This is a genomic window from Paenibacillus sp. PastM-3, assembly GCF_029893965.1.
In the GTDB taxonomy this organism is placed as follows: domain Bacteria; phylum Bacillota; class Bacilli; order Paenibacillales; family Paenibacillaceae; genus Paenibacillus_AQ.
Genome location: NZ_JARXXP010000003.1, coordinates 243,670 through 266,737 on the forward strand (window position 1 = coordinate 243,670; position 23,068 = coordinate 266,737).

Sequence of the window (23,068 nt, forward strand, 5' to 3'; positions counted from 1 at the left end):
ATCCATTCATGGGAATCATCTTTTCGGAGGTGCAGTTATAGTGTTAGAAACGTTATCGATCCGCAATCTGGCCGTGGTTGAAGCGGTGGATGTGCATTTTTATCCCGGATTTCATGTGCTTACAGGGGAAACAGGCGCCGGAAAATCCATAATTATTGATGCGCTTGCGCTTGTAGCCGGCGGAAGGGGCTCTGCAGACTCCATCCGTTACGGCTGTGACAAGGCGGAAATGGAAGCGCTGTTCAGTCTGCCTGCCGGTCATCCGGTATGGGAGACGCTGGAGCGTCTGGGCATTGACGCGCAGCCTGAGGAGCATCTGATTATCCGGCGTGAGATTACTTCAACGGGCAAAAGCACGTCACGTGTCAACGGGCAGATGGTCAATCTGAGCATGCTGCGGGAAATCGGAGAACAGCTGGTTAACATTCACGGCCAGCATGAGCACCAGAACCTGCTGAAGGCCGAGCGTCACCTCGGGCTTCTGGATACTTACGGGGAAGCGGTGATCGGTCCGCTGAAGGCTGATTATCAGGAGAAGTATAGCGCTTTTGCCAAGGTGGAGAAGGAATTGCGGGAGCTTCAGGAGTCCAGCCAAAAGGCTTATCAAATGCTGGATTTGTACCGCTTTCAGCTTGAGGAAATTTCTTCGGCAGGGTTAAAACCGGGAGAAGATGAATTACTTGCCGAAGAACGGGTCAAACTATCCCACAGCGAGAAAATGATGGATTCGGTATCCGGTGCATATGACCTGCTGTATGACAAACAGGGACTCGAATCCATCAATAAAGTAATCTCCCGGCTGGAGGATGCGGTCCGTTACGACGAAAAGGGGCTGCGGGCTGTACTGGAGCAGCTGCAGTCATCCTATTACCAGCTGGAGGATGCCGCTTTTCAGCTGCGGGATTACCGGGAGGACATTGAATTCAATCCGGTACGGCTGGAGGAGATCGAGAACCGTCTCGATCTGATTAATGGCCTCCGCCGCAAATATGGAGACAGTGTGGAACAGATTCTGGCGTATTATGATCAGATACACCGGGAAACGGACCTGCTGGAGAATAAGGACGAATACATCGAGAAGCTGAGCGTGAAGCGCAACAGCCTGCTCACCACCTTAATGGAAGCGGCACAGGTACTCACTGAAGCGCGCAGACAATGTGCGGCAGACCTTGCTACGCAGGTCGAAGGAGAGCTTAAGGATCTGCAGATGGAGCGGACATCCCTGCAGGTCAAGCTGGATCTTCTGGAGGACCCGCGTGGCGTGGAGTACCAGGAGCGCAGGTACCGGCTGACCCGTCAGGGCATCGACAGTGCGGAGTTCATGATCTCCCCGAACCCGGGTGAGCCGCTGCGGCCGCTTGGCAAAATCGCCTCCGGCGGTGAGCTGTCACGGATCATGCTGGCGATGAAGAGTATTTTTGCCCGTACGGATGCTATTCCTGTACTGGTCTTTGATGAAGTGGATACCGGGGTCAGCGGACGCGCGGCCCAGTCCATTGCCGATAAGCTGTTCAAGCTGTCGTCCACCTGTCAGGTGTTCTCGATTACACATCTGCCGCAGGTGGCCTGTATGGCCGATCATCAGTACCTGATCCGTAAAAAGGTTGAGGACGGACGGACCATGACCGAGGTTGATTCCCTTAACGAGAGCGGGCGGATTATGGAGCTTGCCCGGATGCTGGGCGGCGTCGAAATTACCGAAAAAACACTGCATCACGCCCAGGAAATGCTCAGTCTGGCCGAGGCCAGCAAAGCGGCCATAAGCTAGGCGGGACAATGATTGACAGTAATAAAAGCCTGGGGGCAAGGTTATCTTATAGGTACGCAATTGGCGACCACCTTTTTCGTCAAGCGAAAGAAGCAAAAGGGAGCGTGACAGCCATTGAAGCCGAACCTCAGGAAGTTAATGCCCGGCCTTTTATTCACCTTCTTTCTCAGCTTATCCGGTGTAGCAGGTCCTATCCAGAGTTATGCCTCACCGCTTGACCCTCATCCGGCCAAGCCGGCGGCCCAAGCGGCAGAACAGGAGCTCAAGGTAATCCCGGGAGGCCAGACGATCGGGGTGAAAGTGAAGTCGGCAGGTGTTCTTGTTGTTGGCCATCATCTAATTGAAGTATCTGAGCAGTCCAAGCTTTCACCCGGAGAGAACAGCGGTCTGGTGCCTGGAGATCTGATGATTTCCATCGACGGTGTGAAGCTTAATGAGGTATCCAAGGTTGCGAAGCTGGTCGAGCGGGCCGGAAAGTCAGGCGAAACCTTGACCATCGTGTACAAACGCGCCGGCAAGGAGCATACAGCCAGGCTGAAGCCCGCGTATGACCGTAATGACAAGGTATGGAGACTGGGGCTGTACATCCGCGATTCTGCGGCTGGTGTCGGCACCCTGACCTTTTATGCTCCGGAGCAGGGAGTGTACGGCGCTCTGGGCCATGTCATTACGGACATGAACACCGGAACTCCGATTGTGGTCGGCAGCGGGCATATCGTACAGTCCACGGTCACCTCCATCTCCAAGAGCCAGGATGGCGATCCCGGAGAGAAGCGGGCTGTTTTTCTCAAGGAAAGCCAGGTGCTGGGTAATGTGCAGAGCAATACGGATTTCGGTATCTTCGGTAAAATGACCAAGAACCCTGAGCACAGCCTTTACAAGCAGCCGATTCCGATCGCGAAGAGCAGTGAAGTGAAGGAAGGCCCGGCGCAGATTCTTACCGTAGTGGACGGACAGCAGGTGGAGCGGTTCAATGTGGAAATTATCCATGTCGCCCATCAGCAGACTCCTGCCACCAAAGGACTTGTGCTGCGTATTACCGACCCTCGTCTGATCGATAAGACCGGCGGTATTGTCCAGGGCATGAGCGGAAGCCCGATCGTGCAGAACGGCCGTTTGATCGGTGCAGTTACCCACGTATTTGTCAATGATCCGAAGTCAGGTTACGGCTGCTTTATCGAGTGGATGCTAAAAGATTCCGGTGTCACCGGGCAAACTGATCTTTCCCTATATAATCTTAAGGCGGTATAGCCTTAAGATTTTTTTGTCGAAGCTCAGCGATATAAATCGAATGTTGAAATAAAATATTTAATTATAATCCAATGGCGAAAAAAAATAAAGAAAAATAATTTTCGACAGAAGGATATTTAAACGGCGTGTCGAAAACCTAAGGAGTGCGATAATAATGTGGTAAAGAATAGCAGATATGAATAAGGAGGAAGCAGCCAGTGCAGAATATTGAAGTGTTGTTGGCAGATGATAATAGGGAGTTCACAAACTTGCTTGCCGAATACATTACGGAACAGGAAGACATGACCGTTACAGGCATCGCTTATAATGGAGAAGAAGTGCTTCAGATGCTTAGCGGAGCAAGAAAGATTCCGGATGTACTGATCCTCGATATTATCATGCCGCATTTGGACGGACTCGGCGTTCTTGAACGCCTGCGTGATATGGATCTTAACCCGCAGCCGAAGATCATCATGCTGACTGCATTTGGTCAGGAGAACATCACTCAAAGAGCTGTGCAGCTTGGCGCGTCTTATTATATTTTGAAGCCGTTTGACATGGAGGTTCTGGCCAACCGTGTGCGTCAGCTCGTCGGTACGCAGGGCAGCATGAGCAGCTCTTCAAGTATGGCTGGCTTTGTCGGCTCACGTCCGTCGGGCTCATCATCAGGCACCAACGTAGTGCCGCTCTCCAAGGGCAAGAACCTGGACGCGAACATTACCTCCATAATTCATGAGATTGGTGTGCCTGCGCATATTAAAGGCTACCAGTATCTGCGTGAAGCGATCACCATGGTATACAACAATATTGAAATCCTCGGAGCCATCACCAAAACGCTGTATCCGGCTATTGCGGAGAAATTCAAAACCACGCCTTCCCGTGTTGAACGGGCTATCCGCCATGCGATTGAAGTCGCCTGGACCCGTGGTAACATCGACAGCATCTCCCATCTGTTCGGCTATACCATTAATATCTCCAAATCGAAGCCGACCAATTCGGAGTTTATTGCCATGGTAGCCGACAAGCTGCGGATTGAGCATAAGGTGTCTTGAAAGGGTAAGGATCAGGATACGTGAAGGGTTTCGGGGATTGAAGGATAATCTCTCTAAAACAATTTTGCCTATAAATATCTTTTTGGGCTGTTTTAGACCAATAAAAACTTTCTTGGGTAACGTATAAATTCATTCCTTTATTGGGTGTGTTAATAATCCAATGAAGGAATGATTTTTTATGACTGATTTTGAATTCCAAATTGATAATTTATGCTCTATTGCTCTTCACGTAACTTAGCTAAAAAGACTATGAGGAGCTATGAACAGACTTTAAAAATGCTTAGTGTAACCCAAGTTTATTCTTTTGATCGCATGAAGAGGATTAATAGTTGATATAGCCAGCAAGAGTTTTATAAAAAATTTCTGGAGGATAAATGGAAATTAAGCGGATAGTCCTGGCCTTTATATGTTCATTGTTGCTGGGGTGTAATAAAAGTGAAACTTCAACACAAAAAGAAATTAATCAATTTATCGACAATAAGAAATTAGATCATGTTTCAATCCAAAAGTTAAATAACAGTGAATATTATATTTTTAGTTCCCCATATATTTATATTTATCAAAGTTCTTCTGATTACATTAAATCGACTGGATTAATTAAAGAAGAAGTTGTCATTGGTGGCCTCAAGAAAGGCTCAATAGGCCTCATAATAAATAATGTAAAAGTCTTAAGAGATGCTAAAACTTATACAGTTAAGATTGATGGCAAGACAAGAGAATATGATTATGGAGGAGAAAAGTATCTAATTATAAAGGACTATAGGATCTGGAATCCAACCGCTCAATTAAAAATTACATTTTTAAATGATGAAAACCAAAAGATATTTGAGAGCGATTATTAAAATGTTGGATTGTTCTCTTTTTCGCGTCATTATGTATTTTTATTAAAACGTCCAGCTTACTGAAGTATCACTCATGTAGTCTGTTCCGGTGCTTCAGGTAATAGTCATTGATTGATTTGTTAAATTAATGCTGTCCATTAGAGCTATAAGCTCTAAGGTCAACTGGAAAGCCTAAACCAGGCACATCCTTTTTTGTCGCAGCTAAAGGATAAGTATCAATAACATGGGAGAAATCGGCAGAGGTGGTTTGGTAACTGCCATATTCGGAGTTGTTTACATAAGTTAGATTAGGATTAGGGGATTCCTTACTGTTAATGTCTATTTTATAGTTAAGTTACTCTCTGAAAAGCTTGTCGTTGAACCCATGATGACTCCCACACCCGATAAACCTTTTGGTTTATTGGGTTTTATATTTGCAGAAAATCAATGGAGGATTCAAATGATTTGACAGTTACGCATTATGTAATACAATTAGCATGTTATAACGAAATACCCATTAAAGGAGAATGTGTTTTGAAGGAAGAATCATTACAGTATATTTCTAATAAGCGCCGCGATTTCAAATTTAAATTAAAAGGCCAGATGATCTTTCTGTGTGCGGTAACCATCATTGCAAGTCTGATCTTAAACGGCGTCACCCGCAAAACAGGAATCATTTCAGGCTCAGCATTTATTGTTTGTCTGTTAGCTTACATAGGTGTGAACAGTCTGCACAGAAAGATGATTATTGCAAAAAGGAAAGCAATTATAGAAACGAATTTTCCAATTAAGGATGATATTTTAACCGGCGTGCAGCAAGAACTTATATTGCTTGACATTGACTACTTTTTAAACGGGTCACGTCAAAAAAATGATCCTTATTCTGTCTTTACGGATAGTGCTGCTCTTAAAAGCAGGATTGAAGAAGGGGAAGCACTTATCAACACGGAAATGGAAGGCTTAAACGGAATATACTCCGTTGAGAGCATCAAGCGCCTGGGCAGATAACGGAATGTTATTCTTTTGTCAGTGGGAGACAGCAAATTCTGCAGCCGATGTGGATATTATGGAGTGCGGGGTTATGAAAAAAGAACTTACCAGAGAGGTTGTTCGCTATTCATTCGTTTTGATTGGAGTCATTATATTTGGTCTTGTGATCTATCCGGGCTTGTATAAGTATGAGAAGCTAGATCAACGCTTTCCTGTTAAAATAAACCGGATCACAGGAGATGCAAAGATCCTGACGATAAATGGCTGGCAGGATGCCGATGACTACGATCATGCGTTGGATTTATTCGCCGAGTATAAAAAGCAAGTTATTGATGCCATGGAAGGGCAAAGTGAATCCATCAGGAACAATGTAATGAACAGTGTCTTGAATGAACTGCAACATGCAAAAGATGAAATTGTTAATTCAGCACCAACTGAAACAACTCAGCCAACGTATGCAGACGGAACATCAGTGTTTTATTCTGCTAATAATGATAAAAGCAGCTCAAAAGGCGAAGCCGCAGCAATAAAAATTGGATTAGGCGATTCCAAAGATACTGTTAAAAAATCAATGGGAACGCCAGATCATATCACAAACGGTGGAGATACGTGGTATTATGGATCAGCAAGTATAAGCTTTAACAATGGTGTTGTTGAAGGATGGAACGACCAGCTAGGAGAACTGCATTTTAAATAACAGTAAAAAGACACTGAGACTAAATTATCAGTGTCTTTTTCTTGTATATCAGCCACGTTTACAGCAGCTTGATCAGCTCCTCAAGCTCCTCGGCCAACACTTTTGCAAGCTCGAAATTCTTTTCCTTCAAAGCCAGTTCAATTTTCATTTCCACTGCTTTTTTGTTTTGCTCTGTTTCTAAATAGTCTTTATCAAAATGGCTGGCATAAATCATCTTTCTGAATTTGCGCATACTCATTTTTCTAATCGTCTTATCCTCAATGATCAGCACATAATCCATCCCGTTTACGACAGAATAGAAGTCATGTGAAATCATAAGAATGGCACCTTTATACTCCTGGAGGGCTTTCTCAAGTGCGATTTGGGCATAGGTGTCCAAATGGCTTGTCGGTTCATCAAGCAGCAGTACATTTGCTTTACTGGCAGAAACCTTGGCCAATTGGAGCAGATTTTTTTCTCCGCCGGATAACGATTCTATCTTTTGGGTAACGATTTCTCCTTCAAAGCCATAGTCAGTAAGATACGACCGTACCTTATCATAAGTATCGAATCCCGCTTCGATAAATTCCTCCAGGATGGTATTAGAATCGTTTAGCACTTCGCCTTGAAGCTGGGATAAATACGCCGTTTTAGCATCAGGGTTTACTTCAATGGAATCGTGATGTTGTTTAACAATCTCCCGGAGCAAGGTCGTTTTTCCTGTACCGTTGGGACCGATAATGGCTACTTTATCCGAGGACTTGATCTCAAAGCTGACCTTTTCTAAAAGCAGTTCATCAAAGGAAACGCTGTAATCATTAACTTTTATTACAATAGTGTCGTCTTCAAGCTCGTGTTCCATGCCGAAAGAGATCTTAGGCTGCTTAATATCGACGAAAGGAGCTTTAATTCTGCGGGCTTCCAGTCTTTCCTGAAATTTCACTCTTGCTTTTAGCGCTCTGCCTCTGGATGCTTCCGAATTATAGGTTGCGCTGGCTCTAAGATTGTCAATGATAGTGTCGTTTCGCTTGATTTCTTCCTCTTCAGCGAGTGCGAGCTCCTGTGATTCGATCTTAGTCTGAAGTAAAGAGAAATTATAATCAATATACCGCCCGTCAAACTCCTGGATCTCCATGTTCTCGAGGTGAATGATTTTGTTGAAGCAATGATTCAGCAAATAACGGTTGTGCGTAATGACCAGCAGAATGCCTTTGTGGGAGTTGATAAGATTTTTAAGCGCATTTAGGTTTTCAAAATCTAAGAATACATCCGGCTCGTCCATAATCATCACGTCCGGATTGCTGAGCATTTCCTTCATGACTTGGATCAGCTTGAATTCCCCGCCGCTCAGCTCAGATACCCTTAGATCTTTCAGCTTCATGAGGTTTGCCAGGTTTAGCTTCTTATTAATCTTGCTTTCAAAATCGTCTCCGCCGATCAACTCAAAAGCGTCTAACGCCAGTTGATACTTCTCCAGTAACGGCTCAATATCGGCGGAGGTCTCCATTTCAGTGAGGATAGCATTTATTTCATTTTGAATCTTAAGAAATGCTTCTCCTAAATACTCAAAAACCGTTGTTTCTTCAGATCTGTCCAGCTGCGAGAACTGGCTTACATACCCGATTGTGCAGGAGGGTTCTATCTCTAGCCTGCCTTCGTATAAATATCTTTCCGGATCCATCAATATATCGACCAGTGTGCTTTTCCCGCTGCCGCTTGTTCCTATAAAAGCGCAATGCTGTGCTTCTTCAAGCGTAAATGAAATGTTGTGATATAGTTCTTTTTGCGGAAACGAGAAGGATAAGTGTTCAACTTTTATCATAATATTACCTTTCTTTATAACTAAAATAGGGACTGTTATTATTGGATTTGAAGTGGCATTAAGTTGTTAGAATAACACTGATTTCGGCCAACATCAATTCATTTCAAAATAATATGCCATTGCTAATCCCGCTATATGATTCTATCCCGCTACAAAATGGTTAATTACAAAGCAGCTAATCTGTACCCACCGGAAGAATACATATGGTTTTACCGTTTTGAGCATCTAAATTTTAAATTTGCAACATTTTTCGACATGAAAATTGGGTTCATGCGTGTATAATCATTGTAAAAAATGAAAGGGTTCAGTAATTTTCAAAAAAGAACACCATACATTGTAGCAATCACATTAGTGTGAAGGGGAAAGAGAAGGATGGCCAAAAAAAGCATATTAAATGTATTGGTCGGTGTTCTAAGCCAATTGATTGTGATCGGACTGGGGTTCTATATCCCGCGGTTAATTATCCTTACCTATGGTTCGGAGGCCAACGGTCTCATAACGTCTGTCGTACAGGTCATTACATACTTGTCTTTGCTGGAAGCAGGTGTAGGTGCCGCCTCCATACAGGCGCTTTACAAGCATATCGGAAATAATGACAAGTCCAAAATCAACGAAATACTGACTGCAACCTCGTCTTATTACCGCAAAACAGGATGGTACTATTTTATCGCGGTCATCCTGATCTCGATTGGATATCCCCTTGTTGTCAGCTCAGGCTTCAGCAACTTCACAGTTATGGCCATTGTGTTATTGAGCGGATTGGGCGGGGCGGTTAATTATTATTTTCAGGGGAAGTTCAGGGTTCTGTTGCTTGCTGAGGGCAAGAACTACATCGAGGCTTCCGTAACCGCACTTTCCACGATTGTGAACAACGTGATCCGAATCATTTTAATGCTGAACGGGTTTGATATTATTCTGGTTCAGGCGGTTTATTTTGTGATCACCATTGTCCAAATTATTGTATACCAGATCTATATGAAAAAGCATTACAAATGGATCAATTTCAAGACTACACCGGATTATCAGGCCATCAGCCAAAAGAATTCCGTTCTGATCCACGAGCTGTCTTATCTCGTATTTAAAAATACAGATGTTGTCCTGCTCACCCTGTTCACAAACCTGAAGGTTGTAAGTGTATATATGATGTACAATATGATCTTTGGCGTGGTGGAAAGAGTAACCTTTACCATCCGGGACAGCTTCAAATTCGCTTTAGGCCAAAAATACAACAATAACTTTCCGAAATTTGTCAGGATGTTCAACCTCTTCGAGTCGTCCTACATCTCGCTGGTGTTTGCCCTGCTGACGATAACTACGATCCTGATCCTGCCTTTTATGAGGCTGTATACCTCAGGGATTGAAGATACCAATTATATTGATGTGCTCCTGCCTTTATTGTTTGCAGCAGTGAAGCTCCTGTTCAATGCCCGGTTATCTTCCGACCTGGTGATTGATATCGTCGGCCATTTCCGCAAAACACAGTGGAGATCGATTCTGGAGACATCAATAAACTTTGTTCTCTCATTGATACTGGTGTTTCCGTTTGGCGCCTACGGGGTGCTGTTTGGGACCATGGTCGCTTTAACTTACCGGCTAATTGATATAGTATGGTACACGAATAGCAAATTGTTGAAAAGAAGCTCCTGGATCACCTACAAAAAATGGATTGTTAATCTGCTTGTTTCCGTGATAATCATTGCTGCAACGAAACAGTTTGATTTTATGGTAACTCCGCATTCATACACAATGTTCATTTTAGACGCTGCTGTGTTATCGGTTACGCTGGTCCCGCTGTTTTTTATAGCTGGTCTCTGGCTCAGCAGACCGGATGCCGGCATGCTGCAGGAAATGCTTGGTCCGCTCCTTGCCAAATTCAAAATCCGCAAAGCAGGGCGGCAATACTAAAAGAAGATGGGGGTATAAGAATGGAACCGCAAATCAGTATTATAGTTCCGGTGTATAATGTAGCTGACTACTTGCCGAAATGTATCGAATCGATACTGGCGCAGACCTTTACGGACTTTGAGTTGATTTTGATTAATGACGGCTCTCCGGACAAATCCCCTCAGATCTGTGACCATTATGCAAGTCAGGATAGCAGAGTGCATGTGATTCATAAAAAGAACGGCGGCGTCTCTGAAGCCAGAAACTGCGGTCTAGATATTGCCAGGGGCAAATATATCGGTTTTGCAGACAGTGATGACTGGCTGGCACCTGATATGTTTGAGCTATTGTACAACTTAAGCGAGAAGCATGACGCCGATATTTCCATTTGCGGCCACTATGTGGTGACAGATGATTCAACCGAACCGTTGTATGAATATTTTGAAGGAGAGATTGTCTACAGCAACGTGGAAGGTGTGCAAAAAATCGTCGAGGATGTTGAAATTCAGAGCTATTTATGGAATAAGCTATTCAAACGGGAGCTGTTCGAAAACCTCCGGTTCCCGGTCGGCAAAATTTATGAGGATCTGTGGGCCATGTATTTCCTGTTCAAAAACGCCAATAAATCCGTCCGGGTCTGGGACCCGAAATATTATTATCTGCAAAGAGGCGGCAGTATTACACAGGTATGGGATGACAACAGCTTCTATAACTACTATCTGGCTGTAATTGACCGTTACAATGACCTCAAGTCAGACGGGAAGAATACCCCTTATCATGATATCTCCAAGCAATACCTGGATAATGTAGTGGAGTATGGCTTTAACTACTACAATTATTACATCAAAAAGGGCATTAAAGTAAATGATGAGCGCTGCGAAGAGTTCATTTCCTTTTTAAAAAGCAACATCAATCCGTTTTTCCAGGATAATACCTTGGGCTTCAAAAATAAAATGAGCATCAGCCTGCTGTTCCTCAACAAGCGATTATATGCGCATTTATTCAAATTTGCATTCGTCGTACTCAGAAATAATAAAATCGGATAAGCAAGCTGAACATACACTCTTTTGTTGGAAATGAAAATCCAATAGAGGAGTGTTTTAATTTTGTGTTATGATAGTAGCAGGTGCGATTTATAAAGGGACAATCGTTACATCTGAAATCAGCCAGGGCGGTATGGTATTAAAAAAAGTTGTGAAAGATATTCTTACAGAGTATTAAATGCGCCTTTTTAACAAAAATGAATAATGTTGCCCTTTCTTGCAGCCATCTATTCATCCTGATCCATAAAGCCAACAAAAAATGGTTCGACAGAAAAGGGGAATCCACAAATGAGAATTAACGTAAAGTTTACTCCTAAGGGAAAAGCGGCGGTTGAGAATTTCAGCAACGAAGAGCTGCTGGAAATTTTTGCGAGGTATTTGAAGACCTTGACCAAGAAATATGACATTGAGGTTGATGTGCCGCATGAGGCCAACCACAATATAGTGGCAGACGGTACGGTCGTTGTAATGGCACAGAATGTGAACTGTGATGTGGATACCTTCTTCAAGGAATTGAGCCGTGATATCAAAGTACCGCTCAAGAAAAGACTTGGCGGCAAATTGGACAATGTATTCAAGACAGAAGTTATAGAATAGCCGAACAAGGACAGATTATATCCGTTCCTGCACAAAAGCCATCCCTTCTAAAACAGAAGAGGATGGCTTTTGACTTGTGGTAAATATACATTGTGCACAAAAATATATATAGAAGTGTACTGATTGAATTGAATTCACGCATCTAAATGATCTGAAGGTTTTATTTTTCTTCCCGCCAGAATATTCATGATGATTTCAATAAAATCAGGTGAAGCCTTAGCCTCCACCGCCAATTCGTAGATGTTCAATAGCTGCTCGTCAGATAGTAGTTCGAGTGATGAGGGGCGCGGAGAAGGATGAAAATAATAATCCATTAGATTCCTCCATCAATAGGTATAATGATCCAAATTATAGCTAACTTATTTAAATGGTACCATTTGGAAGGAAATCCGTCTCCTGTCATTCACCCTGCGAATTACTCTTTACATAACATGGTTATTATGTCATAATATTTACCCGCTTTACAAAGAGTTATCCCGGTATCGAAGTCGATACCGGGATGTTGAAAAGATACGATACAGCAACTCAATCAATCTGCTGCTTCTCCTGATGATTCAGCAAGAAATCGCTTGATACGGGGTTCATTGGACTCCGATACCGTTGCAAATTGTTCACCTTCAATGAAGTGGACAATTTTGCGCTCCGCGTCATACGCGTTCACCTTATTCAGGCTAACGACGTTGTTACGGTCAAGGCGTTCGAATCCTTTACCCTTGTATGCAATCAGCAGATCGGAAAGAGTAGTGGGGAAAACAAATTCGCCTTCTTTCGTATGGACGAATATTGCATTTTTATAGCTGGAAAAATACAATATGTCTTCCTCCCTGATGTCCAGGGAAGAACCGTCGTTTTGTAAGACACGCATGTTTTCCCCATCCTTGTTGAATTACTTACGGAGTTCTTGCGGTGCTTCTGGACTGTGATACATTGGCTTCATAACGGAAACAAAAAAACGGGAAGAAGCGGCGAGAATTGAGGAAGCATGCTTGGCAAGCGTCTTTTTCATTGTTTTTCCCTCCTTATCCATGGTATTACTGTTAAGGATTGAACGATGAACGCCAATCCGATGACAGACGAATGAATGAAAAAATTAAGGATAACGAGCAGAACAGAGAGTAGCTTTAGAAGCGGATATATTCTCAACGGCATCCGGGCATTTTTGTCCGGATTAGGTGCAAATAAAAGCATAATGAGCAGGCTTATTATGTTAATGATTGTAAGGGTCATTCCGGAGAAGCTGAAAAGGTAGGGAATGAGTGTACATAAACCAATAGAAAATAGATTACAGGCTCTCGCTGTTTTGAGGTGAAAGCCGCCTGAAGTCAGGCGGAGAATGGAACAGCTGAGAAGGAAAGTCATGAACTTGCCAAAGTGGCCCGTAAGCAAGCCGACGGTTGCTGTTGCAATAATAATAAAAAGCGTATTCAATATAATGCCGAGTGAATATTGCATTACTTCAACAGAGGAGGTTTCCTCCGGATTAGCCCTTTTGATGGCAACAGCAATTCTATTAGGGATTGTGTTCATGTTCTCCGGTCCTTTTTATATGAAAGATATAAATATGCACAGAGCAGAGCTCCGTAAGCCAAAGGCAGGAAAAAGTAGAAGCTGGAGTATTGCCGGGAAATCTGAAAGATAAAAATAATAATGAGCAAGGACGGAAGAGTCAAAGCGAATAGAATAAACTCCTTTGAATTAATCTGCACTCTTACACTTCGCTTGTCCGGAACAAAATCAAATCCTTTTCTGTGTTTGTTGATATAAAAGGAAATAAAAATCGTAAGGGATGCGGATATACATTGCAGTATATTAACTCCCATGGTGGTATATGGAAATGGCAGGGAGTAAAATCCTGTGAAATTCATAATTAGATAACATACGGATTGCAAGAGCATATAAGATAAATACATTAATCCCGTCATTATAGTGGCATAAAATGCGTGGATACGGAACAACAGCCAGAGGAAGCAAAAGGTTAGCAGATATTGAATGACAACATCAGTTAAAGCCATACTGTAATCATGCCGAAGCACAAATGAGACAAAGGCCATGATCAGACTTGCAAAAATAATTTCAATTATGTAAAGATCAATCTTGAATACTCTAAACGCAAGCAGGAACATAGCGAAGGTTTCCAGAACTGAGAAGAACATATATATCGAAAAATCCAGCATACCCACACTCCCGGTAAACAAGTTGACTCTTCCTATTCTTGCAAATATTATACATAATATACTAAAATGCAACAATAGGAATTTACACTTTTCAACAATATATTCATAATTTTAAGTGAGAGGGGCCATTTTTAAATGAACCAGCGTCCGGAGCAAGGCGAGTACATGGAATTTCAGGAAGCTTATATCTCTTTAGTGCCGCCGGAGGGCGACATTATCACCATTCTCCGTGAGCAGTCCAAGGAGGTTTTTGCACTGCTGGACGGGCTTAGTGAAGAACAGGGGAATTACAGATACGCGCCGGAGAAGTGGAGCATTAAGGAAATGGTCGGCCACCTGACCGATAATGACCGCATTATGTCCTACCGGCTGCTCTGTTTTGCCAGAGGTGAGCAGGCGCCGCTGCCTGGATATGAAGAGAAGGACTACGTTGCCGCCGGACATTTTGACCGCTTCACCCTGAAGGAGCTGGTGCTGCATTACCGGATTGTCCGGGAATCGACACTTGCTCTGCTGGAAAGCCTGGCGGATGATGTCTGGACCCGGGCCGGAAATTTCTATTCCGTACCTGTGACCGTCAGAGCCCAGGCCTGTATGATTGTTGGACATGAAAAACATCACATGAAAATATTGCAGGAGCGGTACCTGAACCAGGTGTAGCTGCTGAACCTTGGAACAGCATAGACGGGAGGGAGCCTGGATGGGATTTGCCAGAAGCATACTGCATTTCTTCATACCGCCGGAACGGACGCTGCTCTATACCACTTTTGACCAGAGGGAATATTTCGTCATCAAGAACCGCCTTAGTGTGGCAGGAATTCGGCACCGTTCCAAAATCAACGGCGGGATGCGCGTCATTTCCAGTCGTAATCATTATGGAGGCAACATGTCATCCAGACATGAACTGTTTGTAAGTAAAGAAGATGAACACAACGCACTCAAGGCCATTCAGAAGTAAAGCAGTCTGCGTATACAGATAACAAAAAAAGCGTTCCAGCCGTTATTGAACGGTACAGGAACGCTTTTTTTTTGCTGCTATAGAGGCGGATTCTTGTGACATTTGCGGCAGACGGGGTAATAAGCTTCATTGCCGCCGATCTGGATCTGCTTGCCGCTGTAGACCGGCTTGCCGTTCTCCACGCGCAGGGCCATTGTTGCCTTGCGTTCGCAGAACCAGCAGATGGTCTTCATTTCTTCGATTTTATCGGCATAGATCAGCATGTATTTGCTGCCTTCAAAAAGGTTGTTCTGGAAGTCATTCTTCAAGCCGAAGGCCATGACCGGGATGTTCAGTTCATCAACAATCCTTACAAGCTGGAGAATGTAGTCCTTGGTGAGGAACTGGCACTCGTCAATTAGCACGCAGTGGGGCTTAGGCAGGTTGCTGCTTACAATACCGTAAATATCCGTATTTTCGTCAATCGCAATGGCCTGCTTGCGCAGTCCGATACGGGAGGAAATGTACCCGACCTCGTCCCGGTCATCAATGGAGGGGGTGAAGATGAGCACCGACTTGCCCTGCTCCTCGTAATTATGGGCTACCTTGAGTATCTCTATGGATTTCCCGCTGTTCATTGCGCCGTATCTGTAAAACAACTGTGCCACGTCCATCTGTCCTTTCGCTCTTGTCCCCAAGAGTGTAGTATGCCGAAAAATGCGACTTTATTAGAGTATCATATGTCCATTTAAAGTAGCCAGTGAAAAAAGTGCCGGTTTCGGTATATTTCTTGTAAAGGCATTTCCCGCCTTAGGGCGGGTCCTCGGGTTATGCTATAATATACGCACGTGTGTTTTTAGCGGAAGAACCATTTACAGGAAGGAAGTTATGTCAAGTGCCGGAGAAATTGGAGCAATATAAGGAACGGGTAGCCGCGGTACGCGGGGATGGCGGTTTATCAGAGGAGGTCCAGGGACTGCTGGCGGACATGCTTGAGGAGCTGGCGGAGCTCAGCCGCAGCAACAAGGCGCTGCGCCGGGTCATTCTGAAAAACGGACAAGGTTCGGCAATGTCAACAAGATTAAGGGATGCACTATACGAATAAATTGACGAGGTACAGCTGATGAACATCATTTTAACCTATCTCAAAAAATACAGGGTAGCTGCCATAGCTGCTCTGGCCATGATGGGGATTGAGCTGGCAGTGGAGCTGTCGCAGCCCCTTCTGATCTCGAAAATCATTGATAACGGAATTATGCAAAAGGATATGGGAGTAGTCTGGCTGTGGGGCGGTGTATTGACCCTGAGCGCGGTTATAGCGTTCGCGGCAGGGATACTGAGCTCTTTTTTTGCATCCCATGCCAGTCAGGGCTTTGCCTTTGATCTTAGAGAAAAGCTGTACGAAAAGGTACAGTCCTTTACGTATGAAGTGTTCAGCCGGTTTCCGACCTCTTCACTGATTACGCGGCTGACCGGGGATGTGACGCAGCTGCAGGACACGGTTTTTATGGCGCTGCGGTTTATGACCCGCGTTCCGCTGGTTGTACTGGGCAGTATTATAATGGCGCTGGTCGTGCATGTGAAGCTGGGGCTGCTGCTCACTGTAACGCTGCCGGTGCTGATCCTGTTCCTGGTCTGGGTAATGCGCAGGTCTTCTGCCCTGTTTAAGGTTGTGCAGAGCCGACTCGATGGTGTAAACGGTATCATTCAAGAAAATCTTACAGGCATCCGGCTGATCCGGGTTTTTGTGCGCATGGGACATGAAATCGGGCGGTTCGCCTCAGTCAGCGGCGGACTGATGAAATCAACCATTGCTGCACTAAGACTGACGGAGACGATGGGGCCGCTGATTATGCTGATTGTTAACGCTGCTATCGTAGCTGTGCTGTGGTTCGGGCGGATCGATATTGCTGCCGGAGACGCTACACTGGGGCAGACCGTTGCGGTCATTAACTATTCTCTGCGGACGATCGGAGCGATGTCAGCCCTCTCATGGATTATGGCGACCTTCTCACGGGCTGTTGCCTCAGAGCAGCGGGTATCCGAGGTTATGGCCGCACCTGAAGGGCGGGGAGAATTGGATTCTGCAGCTGGCCAAGGAAATATGGGCGGGGAAAATAGCATCCGGGGAGGGATTGAGTTTGCGGATGTCGGCTTCAGTTACCCGGAAAGCGATATTGCAGCGCTTGAACACATTTCGTTCACGGCCCAGCCGGGTAAACGGGTAGCTATTATGGGCGCGACAGGATCAGGCAAATCCTCGCTGGTCGGGCTGATTCCCCGGCTTTACGAGCAGAGCAGCGGTATGATCCGGATTGACGGGAGAGACAGCGCGGACATTGACATTTCCAGGCTGCGCAGGTCGATCGGCTACGTGCCGCAGGAAGTGCTGCTGTTCTCCGGCTCTGTGCGTGACAATATCGCCTGGGGCAACGAGCATGCGACGTTGGAGGAGATTAAACGGGCGGCTGCGGCTGCGCAGATCCACGATACGGTCATGGGGCTGCCGCAGGGCTATGATACGATGATCGGCCAGCGCGGCGTTAATCTGTCCGGCGGGCAGAAGCAGCGGCTGACGATTGCACGGGCTCTTGTACGCAAGCCGGCGATTCTGATTCTGGATGACAGCACGAGTGCGCTGGATGCGGTGACCGAAGGGCTTTTGCTGGATGAGCTTACGTCCATGTCCTGTACTACCGTGCTGATTACCCAGAAGATCAGTTCAACGGTCTCGGCCGACCTGATCCTGCTGCTGGACGAAGGCCGGTTGATTGCCAAGGGAACGCACCGGGAGCTGCTGGCAGATTCGCCGTTGTACCGGAAAATATACGAATCCCAGACAGGGGAGGGAGCACAGCATGTTCAAAGCATTACTTGAGCCATTCCGCCATCCCAAGCTTGTGCTGGAGCCGGCAGGCGCGGCAGACGGGGGACGGAAGCCGAAGGCCAAGCCCAAGAACTGGTCGGCCACCCTGGCACGCATTTGGAGCTATCTGGCCAAACGCAAAGCGAAGCTGGCGCTTGTACTGCTTCTGGTCCTGTTCAGCACCGGATTGGCGCTGCTGGGCCCCTATCTGATCAGCCGGGCGGTGGATCATTATCTGGAGGGGGACGGGGGCCGAAGCTGGGTGATTTTCCTGATCACGCTTGCTCTTGTGTACCTGTTCACTTCACTGAGTACCTGGCTGCAGAATATATGGATGATCGAGATTGCCCAGGAGACGGTATTCCGGATGCGCACTGATCTGTTCGCTTATCTGCACAGGCTACCGATTTCTTTCTTTAACCGCAGGCAGCAGGGTGAAATTATGAGCCGGCTGACCAATGATATCGAGAATATCAGCTCCACGCTGAACAGCTCGGCTATCCAGATTTTTTCCAGTGTATTAACGCTGGCCGGTACGGTTGGTGTGATGCTGTGGCTGAGTCCGCTGCTTACGCTGCTGACCTTTATCGTAGTGCCGCTGATGTTTCTGGGTATGCGCTGGATCACACGGCGGACAGGACCGCTGTTCAAGGAGCGGCAGCGCAATGTGGGTGAGATGAACGGCTATATTGAAGAGACATTGTCGGGCCAGCGGGTCATCAAGGCTTTTTCACAGGAGGAGCGGGTGATTTCCGGCTTCCGTGAGCGCAATACGCGGATTATGCTGTCCGGATACTGGGCCCAGGCGATTTCTGGCTTTATTCCCAAACTGATGAACGGTCTGAACAATTTAAGCTTTGCTATAGTCGCCGGTATCGGGGGCCTGCTCGCCATCCGTGATATTGTAACAGTCGGGATTATTATTGCCTTCGTGGAGTATACCCGCCAGTTCACCAGGCCGCTTAATGATTTGGCTAACCAGTGGAATACGCTGCTGTCAGCGATTGCCGGGGCGGAGCGGGTGTTTGAGGTTATGGATGAAGAGACGGAGGCCAGAGACGAGGGGGCAGCCGTATCGCTGAATCATGTGGAGGGGGCGGTCAGCTTTAGGGATGTATCCTTCTCTTATGATGAGGGCAACGATATTCTGCACAATATCAGCTTTGAGGCGAAGCCTGGTGAAATGATTGCCCTGGTCGGGCCGACAGGAGCCGGGAAAACAACGCTGATCGGACTACTCTCCCGTTTCTATGATCCAAGCAGTGGCAACATCACGCTGGACGGCAGGGATTTGTCGTCGATCCGCCGGGAGAGCCTGCGGAGTCAGATGGCTTTTGTACTGCAGGATACCTTCCTGTTCAAGGGAACCATCCGCGATAATATCCGTTACGGCCGGCTGGATGCCACCGACGCTGAGGTTGAGGAGGCAGCGAAGCTGGCGAACGCTCACTCCTTCATTATGCGGATGCGCGGAGGCTATGACCGGATGCTGTCTGTAGACGGCAGCGGCATCAGCCAGGGGCAGAAGCAGCTGCTGGCCATCGCGCGGGCCATTCTGGCCGATCCGGCGATGCTGGTGCTGGATGAAGCGACCAGCAGCATTGATACCGTAACTGAAATCAAAATCCAGGAGGGGCTGCAGACGCTGATGAAGGGCCGGACGAGCTTCGTCATCGCCCACCGGCTCGGCACCATCCGCGCCGCCGACCGCATTCTGGTGCTGCAGAACGGACGTCTGCTCCAGCAGGGCTCACATGACGAGCTGTTGCGCCAGGGCGGGCTGTACAGCGAGCTTGTGCACGGTGCGCGCAAGGCGGCGCCGGGCGGGGCTTAGGTTTTTTCGTGGATAAAAAACAGCAAGTCGCTTTTACCTGGACTAAGTGTGCGGTAGAGCGGCTTGCTGTTTTTTTTGCATGTTGATGGGGCATCTGCCGCTGCTAGTCGTGAGATATGGGTTTGAAGAGTGGGGAGAGCGGACGCGATGTGGTGAGTTTGCGGATTGAGGCAAAGTGCTGGAATGAAGGGCAAAAATGCCCTTAATGAGTAAGATTAGTAAATATACTAGTCTACAAGTTGCTCTTAGCCGCCGGCTGCTCAGTTTTCTGCTTCTCCCTGAACCGGGGGCCGACATAGTTCTTCTTGCGGTCACGTGTCAGAATCCAGCCGCCAAGGAAGCTCATGCCCGCCGCGAATAGCAGCAGCCCGCCGCCAAAATGCAGCCAGGCAAACACAGGAGTTACACTGTCGTCGCCGTGCATGGAGAGATAATTGAAAATATCGTCCTTCATCATCAGGAAGCCCTTCATCGCCAGGAGCCCCGGAATGACGAGAATGATAATGGCAATGAAGCGTGAAATGATCAGTTTCATATTGGCAACACTCTCCTTGCAGCCTTTTGAATTCAACCATATGATAACGCTTCAAATGGCAAAAGTCCATGCCTATATGACGTTTGTAAGTTTTGTATTGCGCCGAAAAGGGAGTACAATGTAGGGAGTTATGCAGAACTTTTGAGTATTGACTGGAGGAATACATACAATGACAATTTCCTGTGACGTTGCTATTCTGGGCGGAGGAACCGGAGGATATGTGGCGGCGATCCGCGCTGCCCAGCTCGGCAAGTCTGTCGTCGTCATCGAAATGGACAAACTGGGCGGAACCTGCCTGCACCGCGGCTGCATCCCGAGCAAGTCGCTGCTGCGCAGTGCGGAGGTATACGCTGAAATACAGGAGAGCGAAAGCTACGGCATTGAAACGTCAGGCGTGAAGCTGGTGTTCCCGAAGGTGCAGGCCCGTAAAGAAGCTGTAGTGGAGCAACTGCACCAGGGTGTACAGTATCTGATGCGCAAAAATAAAATTCAGGTGGTAAAAGGCAAGGGGCGCATTATTGGCCCGTCGATTTTCTCGCCGCGCAGTGGTGCGGTGGCTGTTGAGCTGGAGGACGGGGAGATGGAGACAGTTGTCTCTACCAATCTGATCGTGGCCACCGGCTCACGTCCGCGTGTGCTGCCGGGCCTCAAGCCGGACGGCAAGGTCATTCTGAGCAGCGAAGAAGCGCTGACGCTGGAGGAGCTGCCTGCCTCAATGATTATTGTAGGCGGCGGCGTGATCGGCGTGGAATGGGCGTCGATGCTGGCGGATTTTGGCGTCCAGGTTACGGTCGTGGAAGCCGCAGACCAGCTTCTGCCGCAGGAGGATGGCGAGATTGCCCGTGAGCTGACAAGATTGCTCAAAAAACGCGGAGTCAAGGTGCTGACCGGAACGACGGTTGATCCGGAAACCAGCACCATTACAGAGGACGGGATCAGCATTGAAGCCCGCAAAGGGGAGCAGAGCCAGACGCTGTCTGCCGGCAAACTGCTGGTCTCAGTCGGCAGGGTAGCCAACACTGAGAATATCGGACTGGAAAATACGGATATCCGCTTTGATAAAGGCGTGATCGAGGTCAACGCCAACATGCAGACCGGTGAGCCGCATATCTATGCGATCGGTGATGTAATCGGCGGACTGCAGCTGGCCCATGCGGCTTCCCATGAAGGGATACGTGCCGTCAATCATCTGGCAGGGGAGCCGCTTCATCCGTACCATGCCCATCTTGTCCCGCGATGTGTCTACACACGGCCTGAAGTAGCCAGTGTGGGCTATACCGAGAAGGAAGCGCAGAACCTGGGACATGATGTTGTCACCGGAAAGTTCCCGTTCTCAGCCATCGGCAAGGCGATCGTCCACGGGATGAAGGACGGATTCGTTAAGGTAGTTGCGGACCGCAGCAGCGGCGATATTCTCGGCGTACAAATGATCGGTCCGCATGTGACCGATCTGATCGGTGAAGCTGCGCTGGCGCAGCTGCTGGATGCGACACCTTGGGAAGTCAGCGAAGCGATCCATGCCCATCCGACCCTGTCCGAGGTTATCGGGGAAGCCATGCTGGCCGTTGACGGCAGAGCAATCGGATTCTAAAAATAAGCTATGGGGAATAAAAGGAATGCCGGAGAGAGTGAGCGCAGCGAGACGAGCGCAAAAAAGCTTTTTTCCGGCTTTTCCTCTCTTTTCTTTTTGCAGGGAAAGGGCTTATAATGTATTTAGTCTAGTCTTAGTACCTGGTTATAAGATCAGGTTAAAGGTGGGCTATGACCGCATGCCAACAAAATTTTTAGGAGGTACCTCTGTATGGAATCTCAAGGTACTACTGCAAACATGATTAGCCGACATAAACAGCTTGGACTGACAGACGGCCAGGTCATTGATATGTACAGATATATGCAGCTTGGACGGAAATACGATGAGCGCAGCCTGCTGCTGCAGCGGGCCGGAAAGATCAACTTCCACGTCTCGGGAATCGGCCAGGAAGCCGCGCAGGTTGCTGCGGCGTTTGCGCTGGACCGGCAAAATGATTATTTTTTACCGTACTACCGGGATTATGCCTTTGTGCTGTCGGTAGGGATGACTACCCGTGAGCTGATGCTGTCCGTATTCGCCAAGGCTGAGGACCCTAACAGCGGAGGCCGGCAGATGCCGGGCCATTTCGGAAGCAAGCGTCTGCGTATTGTAACGGGCTCAAGTCCTGTGACAACCCAGGTACCGCATGCAGTTGGCTTTGCGCTGGCTGCAAAAATGCAGAAAAAGAAGTTTGTTTCTTTTGTGACCTTTGGCGAGGGCTCCAGCAATCAGGGGGATTTTCATGAGGCCTGCAATTTCGCGGGTGTGAATAAGCTGCCGGTCATTATTTTTTGCCAGAATAACCAGTATGCGATTTCTGTTCCGGTTCACAAGCAGCTGGGCGGCAAGGTCAGCGACCGTGCGCTGGGCTACGGCTTCCCGGGTGTGCGTGTGGACGGCAATGATCCGCTTGAGGTCTACCGGGTAGTGAAGGAAGCACGCGAGCGCGCACTGGCCGGCGAAGGGCCGACACTGATTGAAGCGATGATGTACCGTCTGTCGCCGCACTCCACCTCAGACAACGATCTGGCTTACCGGACGAAGGAAGAGGTTGATGAGAACTGGAAAAAGGACGGCATCGCCGCATTCCGGACCTATCTGATCGAACAGGGGCTGTGGAGCGACGAGCAGGAGCGTGATCTCGTTGCTGAATATAATCTGGAATTAAAAGAGGCTATTGCATATGCCGAAAATGCGCCGTTCCCGAAACCAGAAGATACGCTGCTGCATGTGTACGACGAATCCGGCCTCAAGGGAGGAGCATAAATC

At 47.3% G+C, this 23,068-nt stretch carries 23 protein-coding genes; 17 read left to right on the plus strand and 6 right to left on the minus strand.

All coding sequences use genetic code 11. The annotated features are described in order from the left end of the window. The first annotated feature begins 40 nt into the window (after positions 1-40). From recN to M2108_RS07755, 6 genes are all read left to right on the plus strand, one after another. Entirely contained in the window at positions 41-1,768 is a 1,728-nt protein-coding gene (gene recN / locus M2108_RS07730) for a DNA repair protein RecN (protein ID WP_277468537.1), read from the plus strand. A gap of 114 nt (positions 1,769-1,882) precedes the next feature. Continuing rightward, the gene (spoIVB, locus tag M2108_RS07735) at positions 1,883-3,019 is read left to right on the plus strand and encodes a SpoIVB peptidase (RefSeq protein ID WP_277468536.1); all 1,137 of its coding nucleotides are present in this window, start codon (positions 1,883-1,885) and stop codon (positions 3,017-3,019) included. 197 nt (positions 3,020-3,216) lie between these two features. Next, a complete protein-coding gene (spo0A, locus tag M2108_RS07740) occupies positions 3,217-4,050 on the plus strand; it encodes a sporulation transcription factor Spo0A (RefSeq protein WP_277468535.1) in 834 nt (277 codons plus the stop codon). Between the two features lie 374 nt (positions 4,051-4,424). Next, on the plus strand, positions 4,425-4,892 hold the full coding sequence (locus M2108_RS07745) for a hypothetical protein (protein ID WP_277468534.1): 468 nt from the start codon (positions 4,425-4,427) through the stop codon (positions 4,890-4,892). 513 nt (positions 4,893-5,405) lie between these two features. Beyond that, positions 5,406-5,879 (plus strand): hypothetical protein, encoded by a 474-nt coding sequence (locus M2108_RS07750; RefSeq protein ID WP_277468533.1) that lies wholly within the window; start codon positions 5,406-5,408, stop codon positions 5,877-5,879. A 73-nt stretch (positions 5,880-5,952) separates the two neighbouring features. Next, positions 5,953-6,558, plus strand: a complete 606-nt coding sequence (locus tag M2108_RS07755; protein ID WP_277468531.1) for a hypothetical protein — start codon at positions 5,953-5,955, stop codon at positions 6,556-6,558. Positions 6,559-6,616: 58 nt separating this feature from the next. Here the strand turns inward: M2108_RS07755 and M2108_RS07760 are convergent, their stop codons facing one another. Continuing rightward, positions 6,617-8,359: an ABC-F family ATP-binding cassette domain-containing protein gene (locus M2108_RS07760; RefSeq protein ID WP_277468530.1), complete on the minus strand. Its 1,743-nt coding sequence runs from the start codon at positions 8,357-8,359 to the stop codon at positions 6,617-6,619. A gap of 372 nt (positions 8,360-8,731) precedes the next feature. Here M2108_RS07760 and M2108_RS07765 point away from each other — a divergent pair, with 372 nt between their 5' ends. The 3 genes from M2108_RS07765 (at position 8,732) to M2108_RS07775 (ending at position 11,883) form a co-directional block, all read left to right on the plus strand. Continuing rightward, the gene (locus M2108_RS07765; RefSeq protein WP_277468529.1) at positions 8,732-10,264 is read left to right on the plus strand and encodes an MATE family efflux transporter; all 1,533 of its coding nucleotides are present in this window, start codon (positions 8,732-8,734) and stop codon (positions 10,262-10,264) included. A 20-nt stretch (positions 10,265-10,284) separates the two neighbouring features. Next, positions 10,285-11,289, plus strand: coding sequence for a glycosyltransferase (locus tag M2108_RS07770; protein WP_277468528.1), 1,005 nt, complete (start codon positions 10,285-10,287; stop codon positions 11,287-11,289). 285 nt (positions 11,290-11,574) lie between these two features. Next, the gene (locus M2108_RS07775) at positions 11,575-11,883 is read left to right on the plus strand and encodes a hypothetical protein (protein WP_277468527.1); all 309 of its coding nucleotides are present in this window, start codon (positions 11,575-11,577) and stop codon (positions 11,881-11,883) included. A 134-nt stretch (positions 11,884-12,017) separates the two neighbouring features. On the opposite strand, the gene sda is transcribed toward M2108_RS07775, so the two are convergent. From sda to M2108_RS31585, 3 genes are all read right to left on the minus strand, one after another. Next, complete coding sequence (gene sda / locus M2108_RS07780; RefSeq protein ID WP_277468526.1) at positions 12,018-12,197, minus strand: sporulation histidine kinase inhibitor Sda; 180 nt, start codon at positions 12,195-12,197, stop codon at positions 12,018-12,020. A gap of 215 nt (positions 12,198-12,412) precedes the next feature. Continuing rightward, positions 12,413-12,748, minus strand: coding sequence for a LytTR family DNA-binding domain-containing protein (locus M2108_RS07785; protein WP_277468525.1), 336 nt, complete (start codon positions 12,746-12,748; stop codon positions 12,413-12,415). Between the two features lie 137 nt (positions 12,749-12,885). After that, positions 12,886-13,335 carry an accessory gene regulator B family protein gene (locus M2108_RS31585; protein ID WP_481856877.1) on the minus strand — a complete coding sequence of 150 codons (450 nt, stop codon included), beginning with the start codon at positions 13,333-13,335 and terminating at the stop codon, positions 12,886-12,888. Here M2108_RS31585 and M2108_RS07790 point away from each other — a divergent pair. From M2108_RS07790 to M2108_RS07800, 3 genes are all read left to right on the plus strand, one after another. Beyond that, entirely contained in the window at positions 13,217-13,522 is a 306-nt protein-coding gene (locus M2108_RS07790; RefSeq protein ID WP_277468524.1) for a hypothetical protein, read from the plus strand. The genes M2108_RS31585 and M2108_RS07790 overlap by 119 nt on opposite strands. A 670-nt stretch (positions 13,523-14,192) precedes the next feature. Then, on the plus strand, positions 14,193-14,717 hold the full coding sequence (locus M2108_RS07795; RefSeq protein WP_277468523.1) for a DinB family protein: 525 nt from the start codon (positions 14,193-14,195) through the stop codon (positions 14,715-14,717). Between the two features lie 40 nt (positions 14,718-14,757). After that, on the plus strand, positions 14,758-15,015 hold the full coding sequence (locus tag M2108_RS07800; RefSeq protein WP_277468522.1) for a hypothetical protein: 258 nt from the start codon (positions 14,758-14,760) through the stop codon (positions 15,013-15,015). A 77-nt stretch (positions 15,016-15,092) separates the two neighbouring features. Here M2108_RS07800 and M2108_RS07805 read toward each other — a convergent pair whose 3' ends face one another. Then, on the minus strand, positions 15,093-15,662 hold the full coding sequence (locus tag M2108_RS07805; RefSeq protein WP_277468521.1) for a thymidine kinase: 570 nt from the start codon (positions 15,660-15,662) through the stop codon (positions 15,093-15,095). A 227-nt stretch (positions 15,663-15,889) separates the two neighbouring features. Here M2108_RS07805 and M2108_RS07810 point away from each other — a divergent pair, with 227 nt between their 5' ends. From M2108_RS07810 to M2108_RS07820, 3 genes are read left to right on the plus strand one after another with little or no spacing between them, the layout of a single operon-like run. After that, positions 15,890-16,099, plus strand: a complete 210-nt coding sequence (locus M2108_RS07810; protein ID WP_277468520.1) for a hypothetical protein — start codon at positions 15,890-15,892, stop codon at positions 16,097-16,099. 18 nt (positions 16,100-16,117) lie between these two features. Next, on the plus strand, positions 16,118-17,872 hold the full coding sequence (locus M2108_RS07815; protein ID WP_277468519.1) for an ABC transporter ATP-binding protein: 1,755 nt from the start codon (positions 16,118-16,120) through the stop codon (positions 17,870-17,872). Next, a complete protein-coding gene (locus M2108_RS07820) occupies positions 17,853-19,694 on the plus strand; it encodes an ABC transporter ATP-binding protein (RefSeq protein ID WP_277468518.1) in 1,842 nt (613 codons plus the stop codon). The genes M2108_RS07815 and M2108_RS07820 overlap by 20 nt, the downstream gene beginning before the upstream one ends. A 232-nt stretch (positions 19,695-19,926) precedes the next feature. Here M2108_RS07820 and M2108_RS07825 read toward each other — a convergent pair whose 3' ends face one another. After that, positions 19,927-20,229, minus strand: coding sequence for a DUF2627 domain-containing protein (locus M2108_RS07825; protein ID WP_090719393.1), 303 nt, complete (start codon positions 20,227-20,229; stop codon positions 19,927-19,929). 169 nt (positions 20,230-20,398) lie between these two features. Here M2108_RS07825 and lpdA point away from each other — a divergent pair, with 169 nt between their 5' ends. Both lpdA and M2108_RS07835 read left to right on the plus strand, forming a co-directional pair. Then, positions 20,399-21,820, plus strand: a complete 1,422-nt coding sequence (gene lpdA / locus M2108_RS07830) for a dihydrolipoyl dehydrogenase (RefSeq protein WP_277468517.1) — start codon at positions 20,399-20,401, stop codon at positions 21,818-21,820. Between the two features lie 210 nt (positions 21,821-22,030). Then, on the plus strand, positions 22,031-23,065 hold the full coding sequence (locus M2108_RS07835) for a thiamine pyrophosphate-dependent dehydrogenase E1 component subunit alpha (protein ID WP_277468516.1): 1,035 nt from the start codon (positions 22,031-22,033) through the stop codon (positions 23,063-23,065). Positions 23,066-23,068 lie beyond the last annotated feature (3 nt).

What these genes read in the sequence shown, in the direction of transcription:
- M2108_RS07775 (WP_277468527.1), top strand. Translation starts at nt 11,575, where the DNA reads ATGAGAATTAACGTAAAGTTTACTCCTAAGGGAAAAGCGGCGGTTGAG.
- M2108_RS07820 (WP_277468518.1), top strand. Translation starts at nt 17,853, where the DNA reads ATGTTCAAAGCATTACTTGAGCCATTCCGCCATCCCAAGCTTGTGCTG.
- M2108_RS07795 (WP_277468523.1), top strand. Translation starts at nt 14,193, where the DNA reads ATGAACCAGCGTCCGGAGCAAGGCGAGTACATGGAATTTCAGGAAGCT.
- M2108_RS31585 (WP_481856877.1), bottom strand. Translation starts at nt 13,335, where the DNA reads ATGCAATATTCACTCGGCATTATATTGAATACGCTTTTTATTATTATT.
- sda (WP_277468526.1), bottom strand. Translation starts at nt 12,197, where the DNA reads ATGGATTATTATTTTCATCCTTCTCCGCGCCCCTCATCACTCGAACTA.
- M2108_RS07800 (WP_277468522.1), top strand. Translation starts at nt 14,758, where the DNA reads ATGGGATTTGCCAGAAGCATACTGCATTTCTTCATACCGCCGGAACGG.
- M2108_RS07765 (WP_277468529.1), top strand. Translation starts at nt 8,732, where the DNA reads ATGGCCAAAAAAAGCATATTAAATGTATTGGTCGGTGTTCTAAGCCAA.
- lpdA (WP_277468517.1), top strand. Translation starts at nt 20,399, where the DNA reads ATGACAATTTCCTGTGACGTTGCTATTCTGGGCGGAGGAACCGGAGGA.
- M2108_RS07815 (WP_277468519.1), top strand. Translation starts at nt 16,118, where the DNA reads ATGAACATCATTTTAACCTATCTCAAAAAATACAGGGTAGCTGCCATA.
- M2108_RS07790 (WP_277468524.1), top strand. Translation starts at nt 13,217, where the DNA reads ATGGAACAGCTGAGAAGGAAAGTCATGAACTTGCCAAAGTGGCCCGTA.
- M2108_RS07785 (WP_277468525.1), bottom strand. Translation starts at nt 12,748, where the DNA reads ATGCGTGTCTTACAAAACGACGGTTCTTCCCTGGACATCAGGGAGGAA.
- M2108_RS07760 (WP_277468530.1), bottom strand. Translation starts at nt 8,359, where the DNA reads ATGATAAAAGTTGAACACTTATCCTTCTCGTTTCCGCAAAAAGAACTA.
- M2108_RS07755 (WP_277468531.1), top strand. Translation starts at nt 5,953, where the DNA reads ATGAAAAAAGAACTTACCAGAGAGGTTGTTCGCTATTCATTCGTTTTG.
- M2108_RS07745 (WP_277468534.1), top strand. Translation starts at nt 4,425, where the DNA reads ATGGAAATTAAGCGGATAGTCCTGGCCTTTATATGTTCATTGTTGCTG.
- M2108_RS07825 (WP_090719393.1), bottom strand. Translation starts at nt 20,229, where the DNA reads ATGAAACTGATCATTTCACGCTTCATTGCCATTATCATTCTCGTCATT.
- M2108_RS07770 (WP_277468528.1), top strand. Translation starts at nt 10,285, where the DNA reads ATGGAACCGCAAATCAGTATTATAGTTCCGGTGTATAATGTAGCTGAC.
- M2108_RS07835 (WP_277468516.1), top strand. Translation starts at nt 22,031, where the DNA reads ATGGAATCTCAAGGTACTACTGCAAACATGATTAGCCGACATAAACAG.